Here is a 22035-nt window from a genome sequence, read left to right on the forward strand (position 1 = left end):
GACGCTAATCTATAGGTTTCGAGCCGAATTTCAGAACATGCGGTCATGCAGGGCGGTCTCAACGAATGTCCGGCGATCCCAACCGGTTCACCGTGCGGAATTGCTGGCCGTCGTCTTTGCGTCTGGCCCGTCTAGGACCGGTGCGAAGCTCGTTCGTCAGTTCCGTGAACCAGGCTTCGTCGCGAATCTGCAGCGCCAGGTCGATCAGGCTGCGAATCTCCTGCTCGCTTTTGCGCGGATTCTCCGACAATTTCTTCATGCCCCGATCCGATACGGCAATCTCCTTGCCCATCAACTCCTTGTTGTCGCTGTGGGTCACTTGCAGCAGAGCCGTCTGAATGGGCGCACTCGCCGCAATCAGATAACCGTGTACCAGAGCTCCGTCGTCGGTATATGCTTGAATCCAGTCTCCCGTCGTCCATTTACTCATGTTGATACACCTCTCTCTTCCCCGTTAAGAAGTTTGTTGTTTGCCAGATGCGGCTGAAAGAATTATACTTGGGTTATAACTGTAATTATAAAGGATACAGTTCAAAAGGTCAAGAAAGGTGAACCGTTATTCGTTCTCCGCACGGACCTTCGAATCTTATCCTTATATTAAATCAAGTGAGGGAGGGATAAACAATGAATAGCGAATTTCCTGCCGCCGTGCACATTTTAGTCTATTTGGCCCACTCTCCTTCCCGGTCCGCCAACAGCGAGGAACTGGCCGCAAACGTTGGCATCCACCCTGCGCGAGTCCGCAAAACGATGGGCTGCCTGCGGGAACAAGGCTGGGTGCTTACGCGCGAAGGCATCGGCGGCGGTTACCGGCTGGCGGCCGAGCCTGCCGGCATCCGGCTGTCCGATGTGTACCGGGCGGCATGCTGCGGAGGACTTCGGCCGAAAAAGAATACCGGAAGCCCCGGCAGCGACTGCGTCGTCGCATCCGGGATCTCCGGCGCGATGAGCGGCTACTTCGACGAAGCGGAGCGGCGCTATCTCGACTACTTCGACGGAGTGACCGTACAGGACGTGCTGAACCGGATCGTCGACGGTGAACTTCCGGGCGCGATGACGGCGGACTGAGGCCTAGACGGCGCCTAGGCAGCCCCTGCCGCCCGCCTGACGCGGCTTGGCGGGTTACTCGGCGCCCGTGACGCTGCGCAGCACGTCGTCGATCATCCGGCTGTTGGCGACGGCGCCCGTGTACAGCCAGCTGCTGTCGCGGCCGAACTCGTACACCTGCCCCGCCTTCACGGCCGGGATATTCTGCCAGACCGGATCGGCCAGCACCTGCTCCTTGTCTTTGCCGCTTGCGTTGACGAGGAACACGTAGTCCGCGTCCAGGCCGGCCAGCAGCTCAAGCGACAGGCTGCTCCAGTTCGCTTCGCCGGCTTCCGAAGACTGCTTCACGATGTCCGGCACGGCCATGCCGAGATCGTTGTAGATCACGTCGCCGCTCGACAGGTTCATGTTCACGACGTAGACGTCTTTTTCCGTAACCCAGAGCGCCGCCGCTTTGTTCGCGCCCTTAGTGGCTGCGTCCAGCTTGCTTTTGGCATCGGCCGCTTTGGCTTCGTATTCGTCCAGCACCCGCTGCGCGTCTTCCGGCTTGCCCAGCACTTCCCCGACCGTCAGCAGTTCCTGCCGCCAATCGTTGTTCTGCGCGTTGCCTACCACATAGGTCGGAGCGATCGCCGAATACTGCTTGTACTTGTCGCCCGCCACCAGTTCCGCGCTGTCCATCAGGATCAGGTCCGGCGCGTAGCTGGCTGTCACTTCGAGCGGCAGGTCGGACGGAATGCCCGGAATGCCGGACAACGAATCCTGCAAATACGCCTGCAGCATATCGGTACCGATCATCCACTGCGCGACCGGCTTGACGCCGAGCGCGACCAGAGGATCTTCCAGATAGGAAGCGATGATCGCTTTCGGCTCGGCCGGGATCGTCACTTCATGCCCCATCGAGTCGGTCAGTACGCGTTCTTCCGCCGAAGAAGCCGCCTCGCCGCCGGTGCCGCTGTCCGCCGCTTCGCCTGTCGTCTGACCGGCTGCCGGTTCGGTCGCCGCCGTACCTTGGTCTGCCGCATTATCTGTCGCCGCATCGCCCGAGCAGGCGCTTAGAGCAAGGGCCAGACCGCCGACCAGCGTAAAAGCCAAACTTTTGAACGTTCTTGTTGTCATGGAATCGTGAGCCTCCGTCCGAATTTTAATTGATAATCATTCTCATGAAAACAATATAACGGGATTCCGCCTTTTGCGCAAGCCCCCGTTGAGTCGACGAAAGGAATGAGTACATGACTCTCCCGAACATTCAACAGCTCTACGACCTTTACGTGAAATCGAACCTCCCCAACCGTTTTACGGACGAGCAAATCCACGCCCGATTAACCGAAGTCTATTATGCTGAAAAAGTTGATCTCAATCGCTTTTCTCGGCTAAGGGAGGACCCTCAAGCGGGCTTCGACCAAGCAAAAGGCGCTTATGTATTCGAAGATCCCCGCGGCATCGAAAAGTTAATGCAGCTAAATGCCGATTTTGATCCGGAAGAAGACGATGCCCATGCCTGGGTCATGAATTCTACGCAGGTCGGGATGTCCAATTTGCTGTCGTTGGAAGTTGCGATTTTTCACGGCATCGACGACGAAGACAGAGAGCTCGGCAACCCTGAATTCGAAGAGTATTTGATTATGCTTTACTTGGCCGGTTATCTTTCATTCGAAAACGACCCGCATATCGACCAAGTTCGCGATCGGTACAAACAAGGCTATTATCTTCGATATTTCGGCGCGCAGGACGGTACCGACCGTTTTTTGTATCCGTCAAAAAAGTAAAAAAGACGCTCCCGCCCTACGAACAGGGAGAGAGCGTCTTTTGGCTGCGAACTTAGTTTTTGGTACGTTCCATCCGTACCCGGATCACTTTGACGATCTCCATCAGCACGACCGCGCCAAGCGCAAGGCCGGCTGCGATCAGCCAGTCGTTCACGCCGAAATCGGCCGGGATCGAGAAGATGTCGCGCACGCCCGGCAGCAGCGTGACCGCATACAACGCGAAGCAGAACAGCACGGCGCCGAGCACGTATTTGTTATCGAAGAAGCCGGCTCCGAACGCCGTCTGCGTCTGCGAACGCGCCGCGAACGTCTGCAGCGTACGCGCCAGAATCAGCGTCGTGAACGCCATCGCCACGCTCAGCTCGGGCGACTGCTGCAGCCCGATATACTGCGAGACGATGACCGCGATCCCGATCAGCACGCCGCGCGTGATGACGGTCTGGAGCGTGCCGCCCGCGAAGATGCCTTCGTTGATGTCGCGCGGCTTGCGCCGCATGACTTCCGGTTCGGCTTTCTCCATGCCGAGCGCGATCGCCGGCAGCGAATCGTTCAGCAGGTTGATGAACAGCAGCTGCAGCGCCGTAAACGGATTGATCCAGTCGAAGATCAGCGCGAACAGAATCGCGATGATCGCGCCCAGATTGCCCGAGAACAGGTAGGCGATCGATTTCTTGATGTTGTCGAACACGGTGCGGCCGACTTCGACGGCGCTGACGATCGAGACGAAGTTGTCGTCTGTCAGGACCATCGCCGCGGAGTTTTTGGCCACGTCCGTGCCGCTGCCCATCGCCACGCCGATATCGGCCTGCTTGAGCGCCGGGGCGTCGTTGACGCCGTCGCCGGTCATGGCGGTGATCCGGCCTTTTTTCTGCCAGGCGCGGACGATCCGGATCTTGTTCTCCGGCGAGACGCGCGCGTACACGGCGATATGTTCCAGCCGGTTGTCCAGTTCGCTGTCGGACAGCGCGTCCAGCTCGCGGCCGGTCAATGCTTCGTCGCCTTCTTCCATCAGCCCGATATCGCGGCCGATCGCCTGCGCCGTCGTCTTGTGGTCGCCCGTGATCATGACCGGACGAATACCGGCGCTTCGCGCTTCCTTGATCGCGCCGTAGACCGCGTCGCGCGGCGGATCGATCATCGCCGTCAGGCCGACGAACACCAATTCGTTCTCGTCGTCCTCGTCGACCGTGACGCCGGCGGCGATTTCTTTGTAGCCGAACGCCAGCACGCGCAGCGCGCGGTCGGAGAACGATTCGTTCTGCGCCTGAATGCCGCGCAGCCATTCGTCCGTGAACTTCTCTTCGCGTCCGCCGATCCGGATGCCGGTGCAGCGGTCGAGCAGCACGTCCGGTCCGCCTTTGACGAGCAGCAGGCGGCGGCCGTCAACCGTATGCACCGTCGACATCAGCTTGCGGTCGGAGTCGAACGGAATCTCGCCTTCGCGTTCGTACGTGCCGCGCACTTCTTCGTGGCTGCGGTTTTTCTTGGAGCTGTAGGCGAGCAGCGCCGTCTCCGTCGGATCGCCGATCTCCTGCCCGTCTTCGTTGATGCGCGAGTCGTTGCACAATACCGCGATGCGCATCAGCCACTGCTCGGAATCCGTCCATTCGTTCGGATCGTCCGGCACCTGGCCTTCGCGGCCTTCCGGCACGAAGTCGTCGACGACGGTCATCTTGTTCTGCGTCAGCGTACCGGTCTTGTCGGTACAGATGACGCTTGTCGAACCGAGCGTCTCGACCGCCGGCAGTCGCCGGATGATGGCATGGCGCTTCGCCATCTTGTTCGTGCCGACCGCAAGCACGATCGTCACGATCGACGACAGCGCTTCGGGAATCGCCGCGACCGCGACGGCTACGGCGAACATGAACGAGTTCAGGATCGCGCCCGTCATGTCTCCCGTATCGTTGGAGAACCATTCGCGTCCCGCTTCGACGCCGAAGATGACGATGCAGAGAATAAGGATGAACAGGCCGAGCTTCTTGCTGAAGCTCTCCAGCTTGCGCTGCAGCGGCGTCTGCTTCGCTTCGGCGCTCTCGATCAATCCGGCGATCTTGCCGATCTCCGAATTCGTGCCCGTGCCGGTGACGAGCATCGTCCCCCGGCCGTAGACCACGAGCGCGCCGCTGAACACCATGTTGCGGCGGTCGCCGATCCCCGACTCTTCTTCGATCGTGTCGGTATGCTTCTCCGCCGGTTCCGATTCGCCGGTCAGCATGCCTTCGTCCGTCTTCAGCGAGCTGCTCTCCAGCAGCCGTCCGTCGGCCGGCACGTAATCGCCCGCTTCGAGCAGCACGATGTCGCCGGGCACCACTTCCCTCGCCTCGATCGTATGTACCTGTCCGCTCCGTTTGACTTTGGCGGCGGGCGCCGACATCTGCTTGAGCGCATCGAGCGAATTTTCCGCTTTGCGCGTCTGCACGACGCCGATGACCGAATTCATGATCAATACCGCGAAGATAATGACCGATTCGATGATCTCGCCGAGCGCGAGCTGCACGATGGCGGCCGCCAGCAGCACGATGACCATCGGATCTTTGAACGATTCGAGAATCAGCTTCCAGATCGGATCTTTTTGCCGCTCTTTCAGTTCGTTGTAGCCGTGTTCCTCAAGCCGTCTGCCGGCTTCCCCCGATTCCAGACCTTCCGGGCGGGACTTCAGTTCCTTCAAAGATTCTTCCCCGCTTGAGCGATAAAAATCCACGCAATCCCTCCTCTTCTTTCGGTGCGGACCGGCATTGCCACGATCCAAACATTCGTGCAGGCCGGCCGCTCTCTCTCCCTTTTACCCAGAAGGAGCGAAGAAGGTGACGGTTTTTCAGGTGTTTTTTCAGCAAATTCCAAAACGTTAACAGACAGGTCAAACTTGCGTCCAAAGCCCGCCGCTGCGGCATACGTTTCAGTTTACATATCGATTAAGCTGCTCGCGGGCGCGCCAATCGGACAGGTTCCAGGATTGCCACGGCACGTGTTCGCCAAGCTCGATCTGGGCTTTTTCCCGCAGCCGCCGACTCAGCTCGCTGTCCGGTTTGGCGCGTTCGATCAGGACAGGCACCGCATCGTCGGACAGGTCCAGCAGATACTCAAGGTCGATCGTTGCCTCGGCCGCATGCTGGCGATCCAGATTGAGCCGCGCAATGACGCGATCCATACAGGCATAGTTGACCGTCAGGTAAGCGACGACGCCGAGCGCGACCAACACGCGGCCGAGCGGGATGCGGCGCATGCGGATACACAGCGCGAACAGAATCAGCACGGCGAACAGGAAAATCATGAACGCATGCACGAGAAAACGCAGCCGCGTATAGCCGTACGCTTCTTCGTACAGCAGCAGCCGGGAAAAAGCCGAACCGAGCATCGCTACCGAGCACAGCGCGAGCAGCAGATGCAGGCCGTCCAGCGCCCGGCGCATCCGGCCTTCCCCGCGCAGCGTCGCGTACAGACCGAGCAGCAGCACGCCGAAGTTGATAAACGTTACGCCGATCAATTCCCCGAAGCCGCTGCGCGCATAGTCGGCGTACGAAGAAGATTCGGGCAGCACGCCCTGCCAGGCGCCGAACAGATACGAGAACTGGAACGATACGAACAGCACGTAGACGAGATTCAGCGCGACCAGCAGCGTGACCACGGGCAGCGGCTGCAGTTTGGAGAGCGGATCGCCCGATTGAACGGGGTGGGCCGGCTCAAGATGTTCCGCAAGCTTCGGACCCTGTACGGGCGGCCGGCGCTTCGGCGAACGGAAACCGCCCAGGTACGTGAACAGGAATCCACCTGTCGCAAGCGCCCACAGCAGCCGGATTCCCCCGTCTCCGATCGACAGATTGCCGAACCAGGCCGGGATTTCGCCCGCCATCGTGCGCAGCACGCCGTCCGCCGACAGCAGCAGCATCAGCACGACCGCAAGCAGCGGCACCGCGAACGCCAGCCCATACAGCACCTGCCGCAGCGCGGAATCGCCTTCGCTTGTTGCCGCATCGCCTTCCTGCGGACGGCGCCGGAACAAAGCGAACACGTCCGGCACATGCAGCACCGTCTGCTTCAGCACATGGCCGAACGCGTCGGGAATAAGCCGCAGGTCGTGCCAGCTGCGTCTGCGGTCGCCCAGCATATAGGTCAGATGCCAGGCGGTCAGGATCGGCAGCGCGAGCAGGTTCAGTACGAAAAACACCGGGTTGTCGAACAGCGCATACGTCAGCGCAAGCAGCAGCACGGCGGCCGCAAGCAGATAGCCGGACCGCCCTTGCGGACGTACCGCTTCCCGGCCGAACGTCCAGAAGTAGGCGTACAGCAGCAGCAAAAACAGCGGCACGGACAAGCCCGGCAGCAGCCCGTAGAACAGCAGTTGGTGCAGGCCGCCCAACGTCAGCGCGGCTGCCAGGGCGGGCAGCAGGCTCCTTTTTGCCTTGATCGTCGATTCGTTCATGTCTCGTTCCCTCCGCCTGTCCGAACGGTCTAGGCCGTCGGGACTGTATTCTTTTCCCATTGTAGACGTTAAAATAAGAAGATAAATAGAAAGGTTGGGAGACGTTTTTTCGCATTTTACGAAGGAGGGCGAGCATGAAGCTGCACAGACAATTCCTGCTGCTGCACGAGCGGTACGGAGCGGAAGACGACGGGGAGACGGGCGCTCAGGTGACGCTTGCGGAGGTGGCGGAGACGCTGGACTGCACGCATCGGAGCGCCCTGACGGTCATCGGCAAAATGGCGGCGGCGGACTGGATCGGCTGGTCGTCCAGGCGTGGCCGCGGCCGGCGGTCGGGCCTGACGTTTCGCGTGACGCCGGAAGAGATCGCCGCAGCCTCGGTGGCGGACGCGATCGGGCGCGGCGATGTGCGCGGCCTCGCGGGCGGTCTCGGCGACGGCGCTCCGCCGCCCGCGATGCGGGAACGGCTGCGCGAATCGCTGCGCGCCTACTTCGGCCACCATTCGGAGACCCGCACCGGGCGGCAAATCGACACGCTGCGGCTGCCGATCCGCCAGCGGCTGCATTCGCTCGACCCGCTGCGCACGAACCTGCTGGCGGAATCGTTTGTCGTCGGCCACGTGTTCGACGGACTAGTGCGGCAGCAGGGCGGCTCGGACGAGATCCTGCCGGCGCTCGCGCATCATTGGGAATGCGGCGACGACGGCACGGCGTGGACGTTCTACCTGCGCAAAGACGTGCCGTTCCACGACGGCCGCCTCCTCACCGCCGACGACGTCGTCCATTCGTTCGAGCGCATGCGGCGGCTGCCCGAACGGATGCTGTACGGCTTCATGTTCCGCAATATCGCCGAAGTGACGGCGCCCGGCCCGCTCGTCGTGCGGTTTCGCCTGAAGCGGGCGCATGCGCTGTTTCTGCCGTTTCTGTGCACCAGCCGGGCGTCGATCGTGCCGCTGCGGCGCGGCGACGAACCGGTCGCCCTGCGCCCGATCGGCACCGGCCCGTTCCGGGTCGCGGCATTCGATCCCGGCTTGTGCGTGCTCGAAGCACATGTGCCGCATTACGCGGGCCGCGCGCATCTGGACCGGGTCGAGATCGTCAATCTCCCGTGGCGGATCGAAGGCGGCGAAGACGGCGGCGAATCGGATTCGCCTTTTCATGTGTGGCCGGGGGGCGGGCCAGAGGCGGATGGGACGGACGGGGAGGCGGCAAGGGCGGACGGCGCAGCGGTAGGCGCGGGCGGCGACGCGGCACGGGCGGATGGTGGGACGGCGGGAAAAGAGGGCGGCGACGACGACGAAGCGGGCGCGGAGCGGGGAGCAGGATCGCCTGCGGAAGCGGCAGAGCCGGAAGGCGGAGATTCCACCGCAGGGCCGGAGGGCGCTGACAGCGGGACGGAAGCTTCTGCGGGTGCGGAGCGGGGAGCAGGATCGCCTGCGGAAGCGACGCAGCCGGACGGCGCCGGCAGCAGCGGCATGCGGCAGGAAAGCGCCTGGAGCCGGGCGCACGCGGAAGTGTTCTCGCGCAAATTCGTCACGTGCAACACGAAAAGCGGCCCGCTGCGCGATCCCGCCGAACGGGCCGCGGTCATGGAGGCGATCTCCGCGGAGGACGCGCCCGGCGGGGCGGACGGACGGCGGGAAGACACGGCCGATGAGGCGACGGCTGGAGCGGATGCGGCGACGGCCGGAGCGGAACCGGCGGATGCGGCTCGCTTGGGCGCGGCGGAGAGCCGCACGCGAACGGGCGCTGCCGGCACCGGCACAGCAGCCGAATCCGGCGGCTTCGTGGGCACGGATTTGGCCGATTCGGCTTCCGCTGCGCCGGCGGCCGAACCTACCGCGGAGCGGCAGCCGCTGCGCCTGCTGACCATTCCGCAGTATCGCAAAGACGCCGCTCTCCTCCGAGAGCGGCTGGAACGCCGCGGCTATGCGTGCCGGGTCATCATCGTGACGGTGGACGATTTCAAAGGCCGGACCCGGCTGGCAGCCGACCTGATTCTGTTCTCGCTGATCCGCGACCGCGACGAACAGCTGCGGCTGTTCGACCTGTACCAGACGCTGTCGGAACATGCCGACTCGTCGACCCGTTCTTTCGTCCGGAGCGCGCTGCGCCGGGCCGCGGGAGAGACAACGCCCCGCGGGCGGGGCCGCGAACTGGATCGGCTGGAAGCGTTCCTGATCGCGCAGCATCAGCTGCATATCCTGCATGAGACGCCGCTTCAGACGGCGTACCTGCCCGGCATTCGCGGCGTCAGCTTCGGCGCGCAGGGCTGGATCGACCTGCGGACGATCTGGTTTCCGCCGGGATGTTAAGAGAGCCTCGGCCTCTTGCTCCGCAGGAAAAAGCCCGGCCGATCGCGCGATGCGATGGCCGGGCTTTTCGTTGGCGATTTTCGATAGACCGTTACTCGATCCGGCAAATCAAAACCATTCGCTCCTTCGGAGCTGCAAACGAACCCGAACCCGAACCCGAACCCGAACCCGAACCCGAACCCGAACCCGAACCCGAACCCGAACCCGAACCCGAACCCGAACCCGAACCCGAACCCGAACCCGAACCCGAACCCGAACCCGAACCCNNTGCAAATGTTGACTTTTCGACAGCATTTTAGCAAAAAAAGAGCAGTTTAGTTCGAAATGTTGACTTTTTGCACACATTTTCCGCTCAAAACAGTCCTTTCGGCGTTTTTTAAGCAAAAATGTGATCATAAAGTCAACATTCCTTCAAAAACCCGCCGTCCCGCAGCAAAATGTTGCCTTTTCGCACACATTTCCCGCCTCAAACAGCCTTTTCGGCTTGTTTTCGCGGCCGCCGCAGCTTCGCGCTGCAAAGCAGCCTACCTTTTCCGCCTCAAGCGCCTTAATCCGCTCTAACCGTCTCAATCGCCTCACCAGCCCCGCTGCAATCCGCTCCATCCGCCGCAACCTCACTGCTCCGCCGTGCTCGTCACCCGCACCCGTCTCACCCGCGCGCGCTTTTCCCCGAAATCCGCCGGTGCGTCTCTTCGTCCGCCACCACGTACAGCTTCGCTGCCGCCGGGATCGGCGTATCGAGCTTGCGGTTGATGCCGAGGTCTTCGCGGTCGGCGATCAGCGTGGCGCCCTGCGCCAGCAGCGCCTGAAACGCGTCGCCGTACGTGCGCCACGAGCGGTCGACCGGCACTTCGTACACGTCGCTGCCGTTCGTGCGGTTGAGCAGCTGCGTGATGACGTCCGAGCTGCCTTCGTGCAGCGCCGCCCGCACCGCGAGGCGCGAGATGGCGTCATGCGACAGGATGAACTCGTTCACCTGCGCGTGGCGGAAGTTCTGGACGTGGTTCTCGATCGTGATCTCGACCGTCGTATGGACCTGCGGCGCGATCCGCTCGATGCTGGACACGATCAGCAGCGATTTGCCGTCGACGAGCGCCCCTTCCTGAATGCGCTCGTCCGCGAAGATGATCGCGGCCCGGCAGGTGGCGATGCTCGCTTTGGCGAGGATATGATCCGCGGCGGGATCGCCGCTGACGAAATGCACCTGCTCCAGCTGTTCCAGCGGATGCCGGTTCGATTCGTCGATGAGCACGATCTGCGTTCTGGGCGCGTTTTCCAAAATTTCTTCGATCGCCGACCGCGCTTTTTTGCCCCAGTTGACGATCACGATATGTTCCCGTCCTTCGAACTTCAACAGGCCCGCCCCTCTCTGCCGCTGCACCTCCGCGATCGAATCGATCACCTTGCCGATCACAAGGCTGAGCAGGCCGATCCCGAAGATGTACAGGAAAATGGTAAAAATTTTGCCCGCGGGCGTCGTGGCGAAATAGTCGCCGTACCCTACCGTGGCCATCGTCGTCAGCACCCAATAGAAAGCGTTGAACCAGTTCGTAAAAGTCGCAGGCTCGATCGCGTAGGCGATCGTTGCGCTCAGCAGCACGAAGGTCAGAATGATGACTCCGATCGTCGTCTTGCTCAAGTGCATCAACCTGGTCGACAGCCGGATAAAAAAGTGCACGTCCGCTCCCCCTTGCTTGGATTCGGGCCGCGGATCGTCTACGATAGAAGAATAGAAGACTTTTCCGAAACGCGGCCGCGTGGCAACACGTAAAGCCCTACATGCGAAATCTGCCGGACAAGCCGGCTTTATCCCAGGTTGGAGGTCATAACCATGTCCATGTTCAAACGCATCCGCAACATCTTTGCCAAACCGGAAGCTCCGCTGAAGGAACGCGGCATTCTCGAGATCGGCCCCGGCGATATTTGCGAAGTCTCGATGGTAACGTATGAAGTCACCGGCCGCACCCAGAACGTCCGCCGCAAAGCCGTCGTCCTGACGCTGCGCGACGGCGCGAACCTGTCGTACCTCGTTATCGAGGAACGCGAAGAGAACAAGTACGCGCTCTACCGGCCGATCGACGGACGCCTCGATTCGATCCAGGACGTGCCGGCGACGATGGATCTCGACGGCGTCGTGTACCATCTCGAAGAGCAGTACAACGGCCACGTCGCGACGACCGGCCGCACGCCGTTCATGCAGGGCGGCGACCAGTCCGTCTGGCAGTACCAGTCCGACGACATGAAGCTGCTGCGGATCGAATGGATGGATGGCCGCTTCATGCTGTACGAAGGCGAAGACATCCCGCCGGCCGACGTGCGCGTGATCCGGGGCGGCGGCGCCTAAGACGCGGTACGCTCTGCGGCAGCACGCTCTACGTTAGCCCCTGCGGCTTTACGCTCTGCTGGGGTACGCTCTGCGGTGGCACACCCTGCGGTGACATGCCCTTCGGTAACACGCTGCGGTGCTGCGACGGTACGATCTGCGGCGGCACGCCCGTTCCCGAACCATTCGCGCCGGTCGCGCCGAACTTCAACCGCCAAGCCCGAGAAGGCCGCGCCCGCTGGAATAGCGGACGCGGCCTTTTTGCTGCGCCGATCAGATAATCAGGCTGCTGATCGAGATCGCCGTGCCGATAAACACCGCGCACAGCAGCAGACCGACGGCGACGTTGCCTTTTTCGAGCTGGTCCGCGATTTTGAACTTCGGCGTTACCAGTTCGAATACGTAGTAGACGATCACGAGGCAGATCTGTCCGACCACGAACCAGATCGCCATATACCAGATCGACGTATTCGTGTAGGCCGAGATGCCGAGAATGATACCCGTCGCGATAAACTTGCCGCCGAGCGCGAGGCCGACAGCCACATTGCCTTTTTTGAGCTCGTCCATGTCGTTGAACGGCGTCTTGATGAAGAACACCAGCATGCCCACGATTTGCAGCACGATGATCGCGACCAGACTAACCGCCAAATTGTATACCGTTACCCAGTCAAACCCCAAATCCTCCATCACTTGGCCCACCCCCGAAATTTCGCATATGCCAGATCGTAATCGGCAAAGTCATGCACTTCTTCCAGCACGACTTCCGTCGTCTTGACGTCTTTCAGCTTGCCGTAACGCGACTCGTCGACCGGCTGTTTGATCCGGTTGCCCGAAGGCAGCTCGACCACGGCAAAATTGCGCGTCTCGCCGCCTTTTTCCGTTTTGTACACGCCGACCACGTCGACTTCCGTCGTAACGGACACTTTGAGATTTTCCAGATCGGCTTTCGCCGCGGCTTCGTCCGCATACGACTTGAGCGTCGTCCAGCCGGACAGCTGCACGTCGTTGCGTCCCTGCTCGTCGGTCGTCAGCGTGGCGCTCATCGATTGCAGCGTCCATACTTCCTGCCCGGTCGCGTAGTTGTTGTCGTTCGGCAGCAGCTCGTTGTCCGGCAGCACGGTCATATCGCTGCCGATCAGATCGCCGACCGATCCTTCCTGAATGCGGTAGTCCCACGGCACCGTATTTTCGCCCGGCCCGTCGTCGGCATTTGTGCTCGTCACGGAGCTGTTCGAACAGGCACCGAGCACGAGCAGCAGCAGAAGCGCCGGCAGCCAGACGAGCGTCCGCATGCGGCGCGTCCGCCCGGCCTTTTCGTTATTTCGCAGCATCTATTCCACTCCCAACGCGATAAAATGGCTGGCATTGCCGGTAATGAGTCCTCCGGCGCGGCCCAGCATGCCGCACGGAACACCGTCGATCACGAACATGCCCGCGAGCAGATGCAGTTCGCCTTCGGCGGTGTGCACGCGCGGCAGATCCGCTCTTTTCTGATACACGACCGGGAACAGCCCGCTCGTGTCGTAGCCGTCTTCGTCCTGCAGTTCCAGCTCGCCGGCCTGTCCGTACATGCGCACGGAGCCGCCTTCGCGGCCGAACATGGACTTCGAGACGTAATCGCCGGAAAACAACGGCTTGTTATATGTAGGCAGCATGTAGCGGGAAATGGCGTCGCGTTCTTCCTCGTCGTACAGCATGCCCAGTTCGTGCAGACCCCAGACGACGGCCATCATGCCTTTGGATTGCAGCAAAATGGCATGCGGATGATTGAACAGCTTGAGTTGTCCGCTCTCGACCGCGTAGGCCAGCGCTTCGCCGCCGTCGTCCACCGACATCCACTCTTTGGGATACAGGGCAAACATCCGGTCGATCGGCCGGCCCTCTCCGTCTTTGACCCGGCCGTCGTCGATCGTAAGCGCCAGGCAGTCGACCAGCCGCATCTCGCGGCCGCTGTGCTTGACGAGCGCCTCGATCGTGCCCGAGTCTTCGGCATGTTCGCCGTAGGCGATACACGCTGCCGTATCCGGCCGCTCGGCCGCCCAGGCCGCCCTGACCCGCTCCGCCATACCGCCGTTCATGCTGCGCAGCCCGAGCCGCTCGCACATCCACGGCGTGGCGATCGACGACTCCACGTAGCCGGTCGGCGTGTCCGCATTGAGCTCCAGCAGCTTGATGCGGGCGCGGCCCGGCTCGCCGGGCTCGGCCGTTACGGCAAAATCGAAGCGCGCGTACCGGCTGATCTTCGCGTCTTCCGCGACCGGCGCCTGGTCGAGCATGTTCCACAGAATCGGCGGAATGCCGATCAATTCGTACAGGTCGCGGCGCCGGTGGACGTAGCGAACCGCTTTGTCGAACACGTTCCACAGTCGGGCCGACGCCTGTTCCAATTCGGCGTGGACGTCCGCGCCCATGACGGCCGCCTGGTCGATCCAATACCGTTCGTCTTCGTAGTCCGCCCACGTGAAGCCCAGTTCGCGCAGTTCCTCCACGCGGGCCGCGCGGTCTTCCGACGGCGTGCCCGCGATGCGAAAGATCCCGCTCATCCGCCGAAGAAGCCGCCGGACTTCGAACCCGACGACTTGGAGCCGGACGAGCTAAGTCCGCTGGACCGGCCGCCGACGCCGCCGGAACCCGAAGACGTGGAACGCCGGGTAATTTTGCCGGTGGAATTCGACGTCTTCGGGCGCACCGTCGAACCGGTCACCGAGCGGTTCTGGAAGCTGCCGCTGTCGTACGTGCGCGGCGTGTACGGACGGGTCGAGCCCGCGTAATAGCCGCGGCGGTTGTCGTACCAGCCGCGCGACGAATAGACGCCGGCATTGTTGAACAGGAAGTGATACAGCAGCAGGTCGCTCCAGCCGAAGCCGGAACCGTATCCGCCGTAATAGTTGTTAACGACGGTCGTCCCGTCCGATCCGCCGGAAGGCGCGGTCGTCTGCTCCTGCTCCTGCAGGTCTTCTTCCGTAATCGGCAGGCTCCAGTCGACCGTCGGGTCGTAATACTGCTTGACTTCGTCCGTCGAGAACTCGACCAGCTTCGGCTCCGAAGAACCGCCGGACGCGTTCGAGGCCAGCGCTCCGCCCGGCACCAGCGCCGTATTGGCAATCAGCGCAAGACCCAGCGACGTCGACAGCACCTTGATCGGCCGGCTGAAGCCCGGTTCTTTGTCCTTGCCGGCGCTTTCGGCGGCCGGATCGGCAGATTGGCTTTCGACCTTGCCCGGCTTGTTCGACTTATTCGGCTTGTCCAACTCGCCCGTCTTGTCCGGCGATTGCGCTTGGGGTTCCGCTTTTAACGTATAGCGTTCTTTATCCGTATGATCCAACGTTCTTGTCCCTCCTTCGCAAACGTTCCGTCTGGGGTGTCCGGCTTCAGCCGTGCATCGGCACGAGCAGCAGTTCGAGCTTGCCCGTATCGACGTTCAGCCGGCCTTCGACCGCTTCGTACTCCTTGCCCTGCACAACGAGATAATTGGCGTGTTCGAGCGCCGCGACCATGTTCATGCTCCACGGACGCTCTTCGATCTGCCTCAACTCGCCTCCGACCATTTTTTCGAACAAGATCACCGCGATGTCCCTATCCATTCTCCATTCCCCTTCCTTGTCGGATTCCATGCTTCCACTTCTGTATCCGTTTATGCCCTCGTATACGCGCCTTGCGCAAATGCGTTGCGAAAACTCCCGGCATCACGCAGAACTTCCCGATATTCCCATTCAGCATACGATTTCTGTTTATTGAAGGCAATATTCAAGAAACCTTTTTCGAAAAATGATTAAAAGAATTGATGCCCTTCTAGCCAGTAAATTAATCCAAACAAGAAAAGAGAGCTTCCTTTGTTAAATAAAATAACGTTACAGTATAAATATATTTGTATTACTTACATAGCTAAAATTTTTACTTATTTTATAAAATAAACATTTAGCATGAAAAAACTTATTTAATATGATAAAATCCTTTAAAATACCTATATATGTGAAGGAGGAACCATATGAAAGATCCTTTAAAAAAAGTATTTGGCGTGTCTAAAGATTTGCTTAAAAGTTACGTCACTCGGCAGATCGATAATGACTTTAAAGACAAGTACGAACTTACAGACCACCATATGGTGATCTTTGGAGAAACTAAGGTTGGAAAAACATCTTTAAGAAAGAAGTGCATACCTTTAACTGATGATGTAATAGTTGTTGATTGTACAAAAGGTATTAGCCTTAATGATATTTACGTTCAAGTTTTATATAAAGCAGGAGTAGAAGTAACTGAAAAAATTACTAAAGCATTAGAAGAATCCACTAAGTTAAGAGGCCAAATCAGCTCTAATTTTCTGGAATTTCTAAAGCTCAAAATCATGGGTGAACAGTCCAATAAAGAACAGGTCAACGAAGTCAAAAAACCCTATATTCCAAATACTTTAAGTGTTATGGTTTCGAATGAATTAGATAAAGTTAAAAAAACCACCATAGTATTAGACGATTTCCATTACCTTTCATTGGTTGAACAATACCAATTATCGTTTGACCTTAAAATGTTCTATCAAAATGGCATCCGATTCATAGTTTTAGGAACAAAAATAACTTCAGGATATTTTGAAAAGTTTAATGGAGAACTTACTCACAGGATTGATTATATTGATGCTACAAACTGGACTGAAGACGAATTAAAAGAAGTAGCAGATAAAGGTAGTATTTGTCTCAATATCAATATAAGCGATTCTGTAATAAATTATTTTGTAGAAGCTTCTAATGGTATAATATCTGTTTATCAAGGATTACTTGCTGACTTATGCATAAAATTCAATATTCGTGAAACTCAAGATCATAGATTAACAATTGATGATCTTGAAGCTGCCAAAAAAATCGTCTCAAGCTATTGGGAAAAAATGAGTGGAACTTACTTTATTAAAATCAAAAGTGTTGCAGGTGGTGGCCGTAGAAGGAAGCTTCAACTTTACTATTATATAACTAGAATAATACTTTATTCTGATCAAACTATAATGAGACAAGGTTTTCCTTTTCAATATCTGTATGAGAAGTTACAAGAAATGCATCCTTTGGGAACAAGCATAAATCAAGGAGCTTTAACAACAGTTTTAAGTCACATAGATGAGCTTCAAATTGATAAAGAAATTTTCCCTAAGGTTTATACTTATTTTGATAAAAGATTATCCATAGTAGATTCGGATTTTTATTTTATTACTAAACATCTTCCAAATTCGGAAATAAACAATTTACTACCACCACATGAATACGTGATCGACTTAGAAGACCCAGAAGACGGGTTAAAACAGCCTACATTATTCTAACTTTCAAAATTCTAACTTTTAAAAAGCCAGCGCACTTTTGCACTGGCTTTTTATTTTCATTTGAGTTGTACTTAATTTCAAACACCTCAATGTGAAAGATGGAACACCGGCTTCAGCTCCCGCGACACGGGGCTGTCGTCCGGATTCGTCTCCATGATGTCGCGCATGTACGCCCACCATCTGCGGCAGACGTCGGTATCGGCCAAACGGGCCCAGCGTTCTTCGTCTTCGATCTCCAGATAGGCAAACAGCCGGTCCGTCTCCGCGTCCAGAAAAATCGAGTAGCTGAGCATGCCGTGCTCGCGCAGCATGACTTCCATCTCCGGCCACAGCTCGTCGTGCCGGCGCCGGTATTCGTCGTGATGCTCCCTGAAGACTGTCATGACCGAAGCTTTGCGTATCATGTGCGTTCCTCCCTGTGCTTGAATAGGCGGCTGTCCGTCGGTCTCGGCGTTGGCGACAGCCGGCTCGGGAAAAGTATAGCGCTTTCACGAAGTCCGGGCAAACCGGTTGGCAAAAAAAGCGCATGCCGTGCGCGGACGCGTGCGCACGATCAAAAACCCGGCTCTCCGTGTGGAGAGCCGGGTTTTTCGGGCATGCCCGCGCTGCGGCGCGGCGCAGCTTCAGCCCGCCGCGACGGTGCCGGCGCGGCCGGACTGGCCGTCTTTGCGGATCTGCTTGCTGCGCAGCTGTCCGCAGGCGGCATCGATATCGGTGCCGTGTTCCATGCGGACGGTCGCGTTGATATTGCGCTTCTTCAGGACGTCGTAGAAGCCGTTGATCGCTTCCGGCGTGCTGCGCTGGTACTGGCTGTGCTCGTCGACCGGGTTGTACGGAATCAGGTTGATGCTGGCCTGATCCTTGAACTCGTCCAGCAGGTCGGCCAGTTGGGCCGCCGTGTCGGTGCCGTCGTTGACTTCGCTGAGCAGGATATATTCGAACATGATCCGGCGGTTCGTCGTCTTGAGGTAATAGCGGACAGCGTCCATCAGCTGCTCCAGCGGGAACGCGCGGTTGATCATCATGATCTGCGTGCGCAGGTCGTTGTTCGGCGCATGCAGCGAGATCGCCAGATGCGTCTGGGTGCCGAAATCCGCGAACGCGCGGATCTTGGACGGGATGCCGCTCGTCGAGACGGTGATACGCTTGGCCGCGATCGCGAGTCCCTTGCGGTCTTTGACCACTTCGAGGAACTGGATCAGATGCTCGAAGTTGTCGAACGGTTCGCCAATGCCCATGACGACGATGTTGGTCACTTTCTCGTCTTGGCCGGCCGCGTCGAGGTAATGCTGCACGGTCATGATCTGCTCGACGATCTCGCCGGCGGTCAGGTCGCGGCTTTTCTTGATCAGGCCGCTCGCGCAGAAGCTGCAGCCGATATTGCAGCCGACCTGCGTCGTGACGCAGACGGACAAGCCGTACTTTTTGCGCATAAGAACGGTCTCGATCAGGCTGCCGTCGTGTAATTGCAGCAGAAATTTGACGGTGCCGTCGGAAGCTTCCTGCTTGACGAACTCCGTCATCGTGTTCAGGGCAAAGCGGTCTTTGAGCAGATCGAGACAAGCTCCGTTAACGGCCGTCATCTGATCGAAATCGCTCACTCTTGCCGTATACAGCGCCTCCCAGATGTGCGCGGCACGGGATTTTTTCTCCCCGTTTTGCGTCAGCCATCCGGACAGCGCATCCAAAGTCAGTCCATAAATGGACGGTTTGCTGTTCATGGTGGGTTACCCTCTTTTCAAAACCGGAACGGACGCTTCTTGTGCGCCGCTGCCCGGTACGTAAAATTCGGCTGTACGGCGGTAAGCCGCACAGCCGAGCGTTCGCTTTTCATTGTCCCAAATTTCGGGGTTGAACACAAGAGGCCGGGAGCGCGCTTTTGCCCGTCAGAACACTTTCTCGTCGGCGTAGCGGGCCCGAATCTCCAGAAACTCGTCCAGGTGCGCGAGAAACAGGTCGGTCAGCATCGGGTCGAAATGGCCGCCTTTTTCTTTGTGGAACAAATCCACGATCTCGTCCAGCGGCCACGCCTTTTTGTAGACCCGGTCGCTGGCCAGCGCGTCGAACACGTCGGCGATCGCGGTAATCCGGCCGTAGAGATGGATCTCTTCGCCGCGCAGCCCGTGCGGGTATCCGCCTCCGCCGTATTTCTCGTGGTGCTGCAGCGCGATAATCGCCGCCGTTTTGAGAATCGGGCGGGTGGAATGTTTCAGCATTTCGTACCCCGACAGCGCATGCGTCTTCATCGTCGCGTATTCTTCTTCCGTCAGCTTGCCCGGCTTGTTGAGGATGGAATCGCTGATGCCGACCTTGCCGATATCGTGCATGGGACTCGCCAGCGCCAGCAGGTTCGCTTCTTCTTCCGGCAGTCCGTATTTGAGCGCGAGCAGTTTCGTGTATTCGGCGACCCGTTTGACATGAAATCCCGTCTCCTGGGAACGGGTCTCCGCGATTTCGCCCAGCGTATAGATGATTTCCTTCTGCGTGCTCTCGATCTCGTGGCGCAGTTCCATGTTCTCGAACGCCGCGTCGGTATTGGCGCAGTACGACTCCGCCAGATAGTATTCCCAGTCGATCGGCGTCCGGCAGGAATCGATAAAGATCAACCGCTCGGTACCCGCGATGCCCGGCGAATGGAAGCTGAAGCCTTCCAGCGTCAGCGAATGCCGGTTGAACGTGCGCAGCCTCGGCAGCACGTTCTCGATATCGCGGGGCAGCGAATAGACGTCGAGGTCCGCATATTTGCCCGCCGCGGCGAGCTTGCGCCATTTTTTGTTGTTTTTTTGCAGGATCAATCCTTCGAAAGGGTGTGCCGTTTTTAAAATCGAAGCCAGATGACGCAGCACGTCCTGCGCCAACTCTTCCATCGAACCCGCGTTGAGCACGAACGAGGAATACAGCGCCACGTGCTCCAGGCTTTTTTTCTCGTCTTCGGTCTTCTTGAAATCCCGGTAAGCGCGAAACGAGCCGACCAGCGCCGACTTGAGCTTGCCGAGGCCGCCGTCGAGTTCGCCTTTGATCCGGAAGCTGTTGATATCGTAGCCGCACATGATCTCTTCTTCCGCCGCCGCCCAGCCTTTGTCGGCCACGACGACGATCCGGACCGCCGCGTTCGAAAGCGTACCGCGCACGTAACCGACCAGGTCCAGCGGCTGCCGGTCTTGCGAAGCGTCGAGCTCCAGCAGTACGACTGCGATATCAGTCTGTTCTTCCAACAGGGGGCGGGCTTCATGGATGTTTTCAGCATGAAGAAGCCGCACAGGACGGCTTTCAAAATCAAATCCGGCCAGCAAATGCGACATCAATCCGGCTTCGTCGCGTTCGCCTCCGACCAGCAGGATTTTCCATTCGCTCTCCGTCGTAAGATTTTCCTCTCCGATTCGCAGGTATCTGTCCATTCCGTGTCTCCTCCAGCACATTGTCGATCCGGTTCTTGATCCGTCCTTCAGTTTAGATTGCGTCCTTTTCGCTTTATCGTCAACTGGGCGGGTGATTTGAAGGGAACACGGATATAAAATGGAGAAGATTGCGATAAAAAAAGCCGGTTGGACGCCGCAAGGAGGAAAAGATGACGCAGAACCCGCTTTTTGCCGAACCCAGACGCAAAATCGTGCTCGCCGGAGCGACCGGATTCATAGGAAGCGAACTGCAGGCCCGATACGCGAAAAAAGGATACGACGTCCGCATGATCTCGCGGCGGCCCGGCCCTATCTCCTGGGACGATCCCGCCGCGATTGCCGAAGCGCTCGAAGGATCGGCGCTGCTCGTCAATCTCGCCGGACGCTCGGTTAACTGCCGCTACAACGAACGCAACAAGCGCGACATTCTGACTTCCCGCGCCGGTCTGGATGCTCCGGCTCGGCGCGGCCGCGATCCGGACGGAGACGGAACTGATGCTCAAGAGCCGCTGGGTGGCGCCGGAACGCCTGCTGCGCGAAGGGTTCGAATTCCGGTACCCGACGCTGCGCGAAGCGATGGCGGACATCGCCCGCTGAGGCGCGGCATTCAGGCGTAGTGTTCAGGGCCTACATTCAGGCCCGACATTCAGGCCCGGCGTGCAGCCGCCTATCGCCCGCCGCGCCGGCGCATGTATTCGTCCGTAATCGCTTCAATATAAGCGGAAGCTTCGTCGTCCAGTCCGTAGGCGCGGGCCGGTTCGCCCGGCTCCGGCCGGACGAACGTCCAGTAGCGCTCAAGCAGCCGCTCGTCGCCGCCGAAAGCGCCTTCCGCGTACTCCAGCAGTGCGCTCGCAAGCTCAAGAGACTCCGGCGCGTCGGGCGGGCGGTGCAGGTTGGCGCGAACGCCTCGCAGCAGCGCCGCCCAGGCTTCGGCCTGCGGCCCGGTCTCGACCGGCTGCGGAAGCCGGCGCAGCTCTTCGTCGGAGAAGAAAGCCCGCCGGGCTTCGCCCTGGCGCGAAGCGTCGAAGTCGCCCAGCTGGCGCACGAAATCGGCCATGTCTTCCAGCACGACTTCGCCGTTCACTTCGATCGAGAACAGGGCGGACTCGATCAGCTTCCGCATGGCGGCAAGCTCCTCCATGCGCGACTCAATCTGCTGCGACTGCCGGAGCAGCGCGCTTTTCCAGGACTGTTCGCGCGGCCCGTCGCTGCCGGCCGGCAGCTCGCCGATCGCCGACAGCTTGAATCCCATCGCTTTGAGTACGGCGATCTCCTGCAGGCGGACCAGGTCCGCCGGGCCGTACAGCCGATAACCGGAATCCGGGTGGCGTTCGGGCTTCAGCAGGCCGAGTTCTTCATAATAATGAAGCGCGGCCACGCTGACACCCGAACGCCGGGCCAATTCGCCGACTTTGTACGTGCGGCTGTCCATCGTCTCTCCTCCTCTTCGGTAATGCTGCGAGC

20 protein-coding genes are annotated in these 22035 nt (G+C 59.1%); 6 read left to right on the forward strand and 14 right to left on the reverse strand.

Going from position 1 to position 22035, the window contains the following annotated elements; genetic code table 11:
* Window positions 1-58: 58 nt before the first annotated feature.
* Window positions 59-430: an IDEAL domain-containing protein gene (locus FTE24_RS15540; protein ID WP_141447605.1), complete on the reverse strand. Its 372-nt coding sequence runs from the start codon at window positions 428-430 to the stop codon at window positions 59-61.
* 194 nt (window positions 431-624) lie between these two features.
* On the opposite strand from FTE24_RS15540, the gene FTE24_RS15545 reads away from it, so the two are divergent.
* Entirely contained in the window at window positions 625-1068 is a 444-nt protein-coding gene (locus tag FTE24_RS15545) for an Rrf2 family transcriptional regulator (RefSeq protein ID WP_150234057.1), read from the forward strand.
* Window positions 1069-1122: 54 nt separating this feature from the next.
* Here the strand turns inward: FTE24_RS15545 and FTE24_RS15550 are convergent, their stop codons facing one another.
* Window positions 1123-2166: an ABC transporter substrate-binding protein gene (locus FTE24_RS15550; RefSeq protein ID WP_150234059.1), complete on the reverse strand. Its 1044-nt coding sequence runs from the start codon at window positions 2164-2166 to the stop codon at window positions 1123-1125.
* 113 nt (window positions 2167-2279) lie between these two features.
* On the opposite strand from FTE24_RS15550, the gene FTE24_RS15555 reads away from it, so the two are divergent.
* Window positions 2280-2816 carry a pyruvate kinase gene (locus FTE24_RS15555; RefSeq protein ID WP_150234061.1) on the forward strand — a complete coding sequence of 179 codons (537 nt, stop codon included), beginning with the start codon at window positions 2280-2282 and terminating at the stop codon, window positions 2814-2816.
* Between the two features lie 52 nt (window positions 2817-2868).
* Here the strand turns inward: FTE24_RS15555 and FTE24_RS15560 are convergent, their stop codons facing one another.
* Both FTE24_RS15560 and FTE24_RS15565 read right to left on the reverse strand, forming a co-directional pair.
* Window positions 2869-5517: an HAD-IC family P-type ATPase gene (locus FTE24_RS15560; RefSeq protein ID WP_150234064.1), complete on the reverse strand. Its 2649-nt coding sequence runs from the start codon at window positions 5515-5517 to the stop codon at window positions 2869-2871.
* A gap of 195 nt (window positions 5518-5712) precedes the next feature.
* Window positions 5713-7236: a DUF4153 domain-containing protein gene (locus tag FTE24_RS15565; protein WP_160441787.1), complete on the reverse strand. Its 1524-nt coding sequence runs from the start codon at window positions 7234-7236 to the stop codon at window positions 5713-5715.
* A gap of 134 nt (window positions 7237-7370) precedes the next feature.
* Here FTE24_RS15565 and FTE24_RS15570 point away from each other — a divergent pair, with 134 nt between their 5' ends.
* Window positions 7371-9551: an ABC transporter substrate-binding protein gene (locus FTE24_RS15570; protein ID WP_150234068.1), complete on the forward strand. Its 2181-nt coding sequence runs from the start codon at window positions 7371-7373 to the stop codon at window positions 9549-9551.
* A gap of 649 nt (window positions 9552-10200) precedes the next feature.
* On the opposite strand, the gene FTE24_RS15575 is transcribed toward FTE24_RS15570, so the two are convergent.
* Complete coding sequence (locus tag FTE24_RS15575) at window positions 10201-11229, reverse strand: ion channel (RefSeq protein ID WP_150234070.1); 1029 nt, start codon at window positions 11227-11229, stop codon at window positions 10201-10203.
* 153 nt (window positions 11230-11382) lie between these two features.
* Between FTE24_RS15575 and FTE24_RS15580 the strand changes: the two genes are divergently transcribed.
* On the forward strand, window positions 11383-11895 hold the full coding sequence (locus FTE24_RS15580) for a DUF4178 domain-containing protein (protein ID WP_150234072.1): 513 nt from the start codon (window positions 11383-11385) through the stop codon (window positions 11893-11895).
* Window positions 11896-12147: 252 nt separating this feature from the next.
* Here FTE24_RS15580 and FTE24_RS15585 read toward each other — a convergent pair whose 3' ends face one another.
* Genes FTE24_RS15585 through FTE24_RS15605 form a run of 5 tightly spaced genes read right to left on the reverse strand, consistent with a single transcriptional unit; the run spans window position 12148 to window position 15458 of the window.
* On the reverse strand, window positions 12148-12561 hold the full coding sequence (locus FTE24_RS15585; protein WP_150234450.1) for a DUF350 domain-containing protein: 414 nt from the start codon (window positions 12559-12561) through the stop codon (window positions 12148-12150).
* A complete protein-coding gene (locus tag FTE24_RS15590; protein ID WP_150234075.1) occupies window positions 12561-13205 on the reverse strand; it encodes a hypothetical protein in 645 nt (214 codons plus the stop codon). The genes FTE24_RS15585 and FTE24_RS15590 overlap by 1 nt, the downstream gene beginning before the upstream one ends.
* Window positions 13206-14417: a glutathionylspermidine synthase family protein gene (locus FTE24_RS15595; protein WP_150234077.1), complete on the reverse strand. Its 1212-nt coding sequence runs from the start codon at window positions 14415-14417 to the stop codon at window positions 13206-13208.
* Complete coding sequence (locus FTE24_RS15600) at window positions 14414-15199, reverse strand: hypothetical protein (protein WP_237401781.1); 786 nt, start codon at window positions 15197-15199, stop codon at window positions 14414-14416. Before FTE24_RS15600 ends, FTE24_RS15595 begins: the two co-directional genes overlap by 4 nt.
* 46 nt (window positions 15200-15245) lie before the next feature.
* The gene (locus FTE24_RS15605; protein WP_141447617.1) at window positions 15246-15458 is read right to left on the reverse strand and encodes a hypothetical protein; all 213 of its coding nucleotides are present in this window, start codon (window positions 15456-15458) and stop codon (window positions 15246-15248) included.
* Window positions 15459-15862: 404 nt separating this feature from the next.
* Between FTE24_RS15605 and FTE24_RS15610 the strand changes: the two genes are divergently transcribed.
* A complete protein-coding gene (locus FTE24_RS15610) occupies window positions 15863-17173 on the forward strand; it encodes an AAA family ATPase (protein ID WP_150234079.1) in 1311 nt (436 codons plus the stop codon).
* Between the two features lie 86 nt (window positions 17174-17259).
* On the opposite strand, the gene rhaM is transcribed toward FTE24_RS15610, so the two are convergent.
* From rhaM to FTE24_RS23320, 3 genes are all read right to left on the reverse strand, one after another.
* Window positions 17260-17577, reverse strand: a complete 318-nt coding sequence (rhaM, locus tag FTE24_RS15615; RefSeq protein WP_150234081.1) for an L-rhamnose mutarotase — start codon at window positions 17575-17577, stop codon at window positions 17260-17262.
* A gap of 219 nt (window positions 17578-17796) precedes the next feature.
* Window positions 17797-18894 carry a 23S rRNA (adenine(2503)-C(2))-methyltransferase RlmN gene (rlmN, locus tag FTE24_RS15620; RefSeq protein ID WP_150234083.1) on the reverse strand — a complete coding sequence of 366 codons (1098 nt, stop codon included), beginning with the start codon at window positions 18892-18894 and terminating at the stop codon, window positions 17797-17799.
* Window positions 18895-19059: 165 nt separating this feature from the next.
* Window positions 19060-20571: an HD domain-containing phosphohydrolase gene (locus FTE24_RS23320; protein WP_160441788.1), complete on the reverse strand. Its 1512-nt coding sequence runs from the start codon at window positions 20569-20571 to the stop codon at window positions 19060-19062.
* A gap of 170 nt (window positions 20572-20741) precedes the next feature.
* Between FTE24_RS23320 and FTE24_RS15630 the strand changes: the two genes are divergently transcribed.
* On the forward strand, window positions 20742-21188 hold the full coding sequence (locus tag FTE24_RS15630) for an NAD-dependent epimerase/dehydratase family protein (protein ID WP_442978170.1): 447 nt from the start codon (window positions 20742-20744) through the stop codon (window positions 21186-21188).
* A 50-nt stretch (window positions 21189-21238) separates the two neighbouring features.
* Here FTE24_RS15630 and FTE24_RS15635 read toward each other — a convergent pair whose 3' ends face one another.
* Complete coding sequence (locus FTE24_RS15635; protein WP_150234087.1) at window positions 21239-22003, reverse strand: MerR family transcriptional regulator; 765 nt, start codon at window positions 22001-22003, stop codon at window positions 21239-21241.
* Window positions 22004-22035: the final 32 nt, after the last annotated feature.

Source organism: Saccharibacillus sp. WB 17 (assembly GCF_008634075.2).
GTDB classification, from domain to species: Bacteria; Bacillota; Bacilli; order Paenibacillales; family Paenibacillaceae; genus Saccharibacillus; species Saccharibacillus brassicae.

Excerpts from the sequence above, each read along its gene's own strand:
- FTE24_RS15540 (WP_141447605.1), bottom strand. The coding sequence starts at position 430 with ATGAGTAAATGGACGACGGGAGACTGGATTCAAGCATATACCGACGAC.
- FTE24_RS15545 (WP_150234057.1), top strand. The coding sequence starts at position 625 with ATGAATAGCGAATTTCCTGCCGCCGTGCACATTTTAGTCTATTTGGCC.
- FTE24_RS15550 (WP_150234059.1), bottom strand. The coding sequence starts at position 2,166 with ATGACAACAAGAACGTTCAAAAGTTTGGCTTTTACGCTGGTCGGCGGT.
- FTE24_RS15555 (WP_150234061.1), top strand. The coding sequence starts at position 2,280 with ATGACTCTCCCGAACATTCAACAGCTCTACGACCTTTACGTGAAATCG.
- FTE24_RS15565 (WP_160441787.1), bottom strand. The coding sequence starts at position 7,236 with ATGAACGAATCGACGATCAAGGCAAAAAGGAGCCTGCTGCCCGCCCTG.
- FTE24_RS15570 (WP_150234068.1), top strand. The coding sequence starts at position 7,371 with ATGAAGCTGCACAGACAATTCCTGCTGCTGCACGAGCGGTACGGAGCG.
- FTE24_RS15580 (WP_150234072.1), top strand. The coding sequence starts at position 11,383 with ATGTCCATGTTCAAACGCATCCGCAACATCTTTGCCAAACCGGAAGCT.
- FTE24_RS15585 (WP_150234450.1), bottom strand. The coding sequence starts at position 12,561 with ATGGAGGATTTGGGGTTTGACTGGGTAACGGTATACAATTTGGCGGTT.
- FTE24_RS15590 (WP_150234075.1), bottom strand. The coding sequence starts at position 13,205 with ATGCTGCGAAATAACGAAAAGGCCGGGCGGACGCGCCGCATGCGGACG.
- FTE24_RS15595 (WP_150234077.1), bottom strand. The coding sequence starts at position 14,417 with ATGAGCGGGATCTTTCGCATCGCGGGCACGCCGTCGGAAGACCGCGCG.
- FTE24_RS15605 (WP_141447617.1), bottom strand. The coding sequence starts at position 15,458 with ATGGATAGGGACATCGCGGTGATCTTGTTCGAAAAAATGGTCGGAGGC.
- FTE24_RS15610 (WP_150234079.1), top strand. The coding sequence starts at position 15,863 with ATGAAAGATCCTTTAAAAAAAGTATTTGGCGTGTCTAAAGATTTGCTT.
- rhaM (WP_150234081.1), bottom strand. The coding sequence starts at position 17,577 with ATGATACGCAAAGCTTCGGTCATGACAGTCTTCAGGGAGCATCACGAC.
- rlmN (WP_150234083.1), bottom strand. The coding sequence starts at position 18,894 with ATGAACAGCAAACCGTCCATTTATGGACTGACTTTGGATGCGCTGTCC.
- FTE24_RS23320 (WP_160441788.1), bottom strand. The coding sequence starts at position 20,571 with ATGGACAGATACCTGCGAATCGGAGAGGAAAATCTTACGACGGAGAGC.
- FTE24_RS15630 (WP_442978170.1), top strand. The coding sequence starts at position 20,742 with ATGACGCAGAACCCGCTTTTTGCCGAACCCAGACGCAAAATCGTGCTC.
- FTE24_RS15635 (WP_150234087.1), bottom strand. The coding sequence starts at position 22,003 with ATGGACAGCCGCACGTACAAAGTCGGCGAATTGGCCCGGCGTTCGGGT.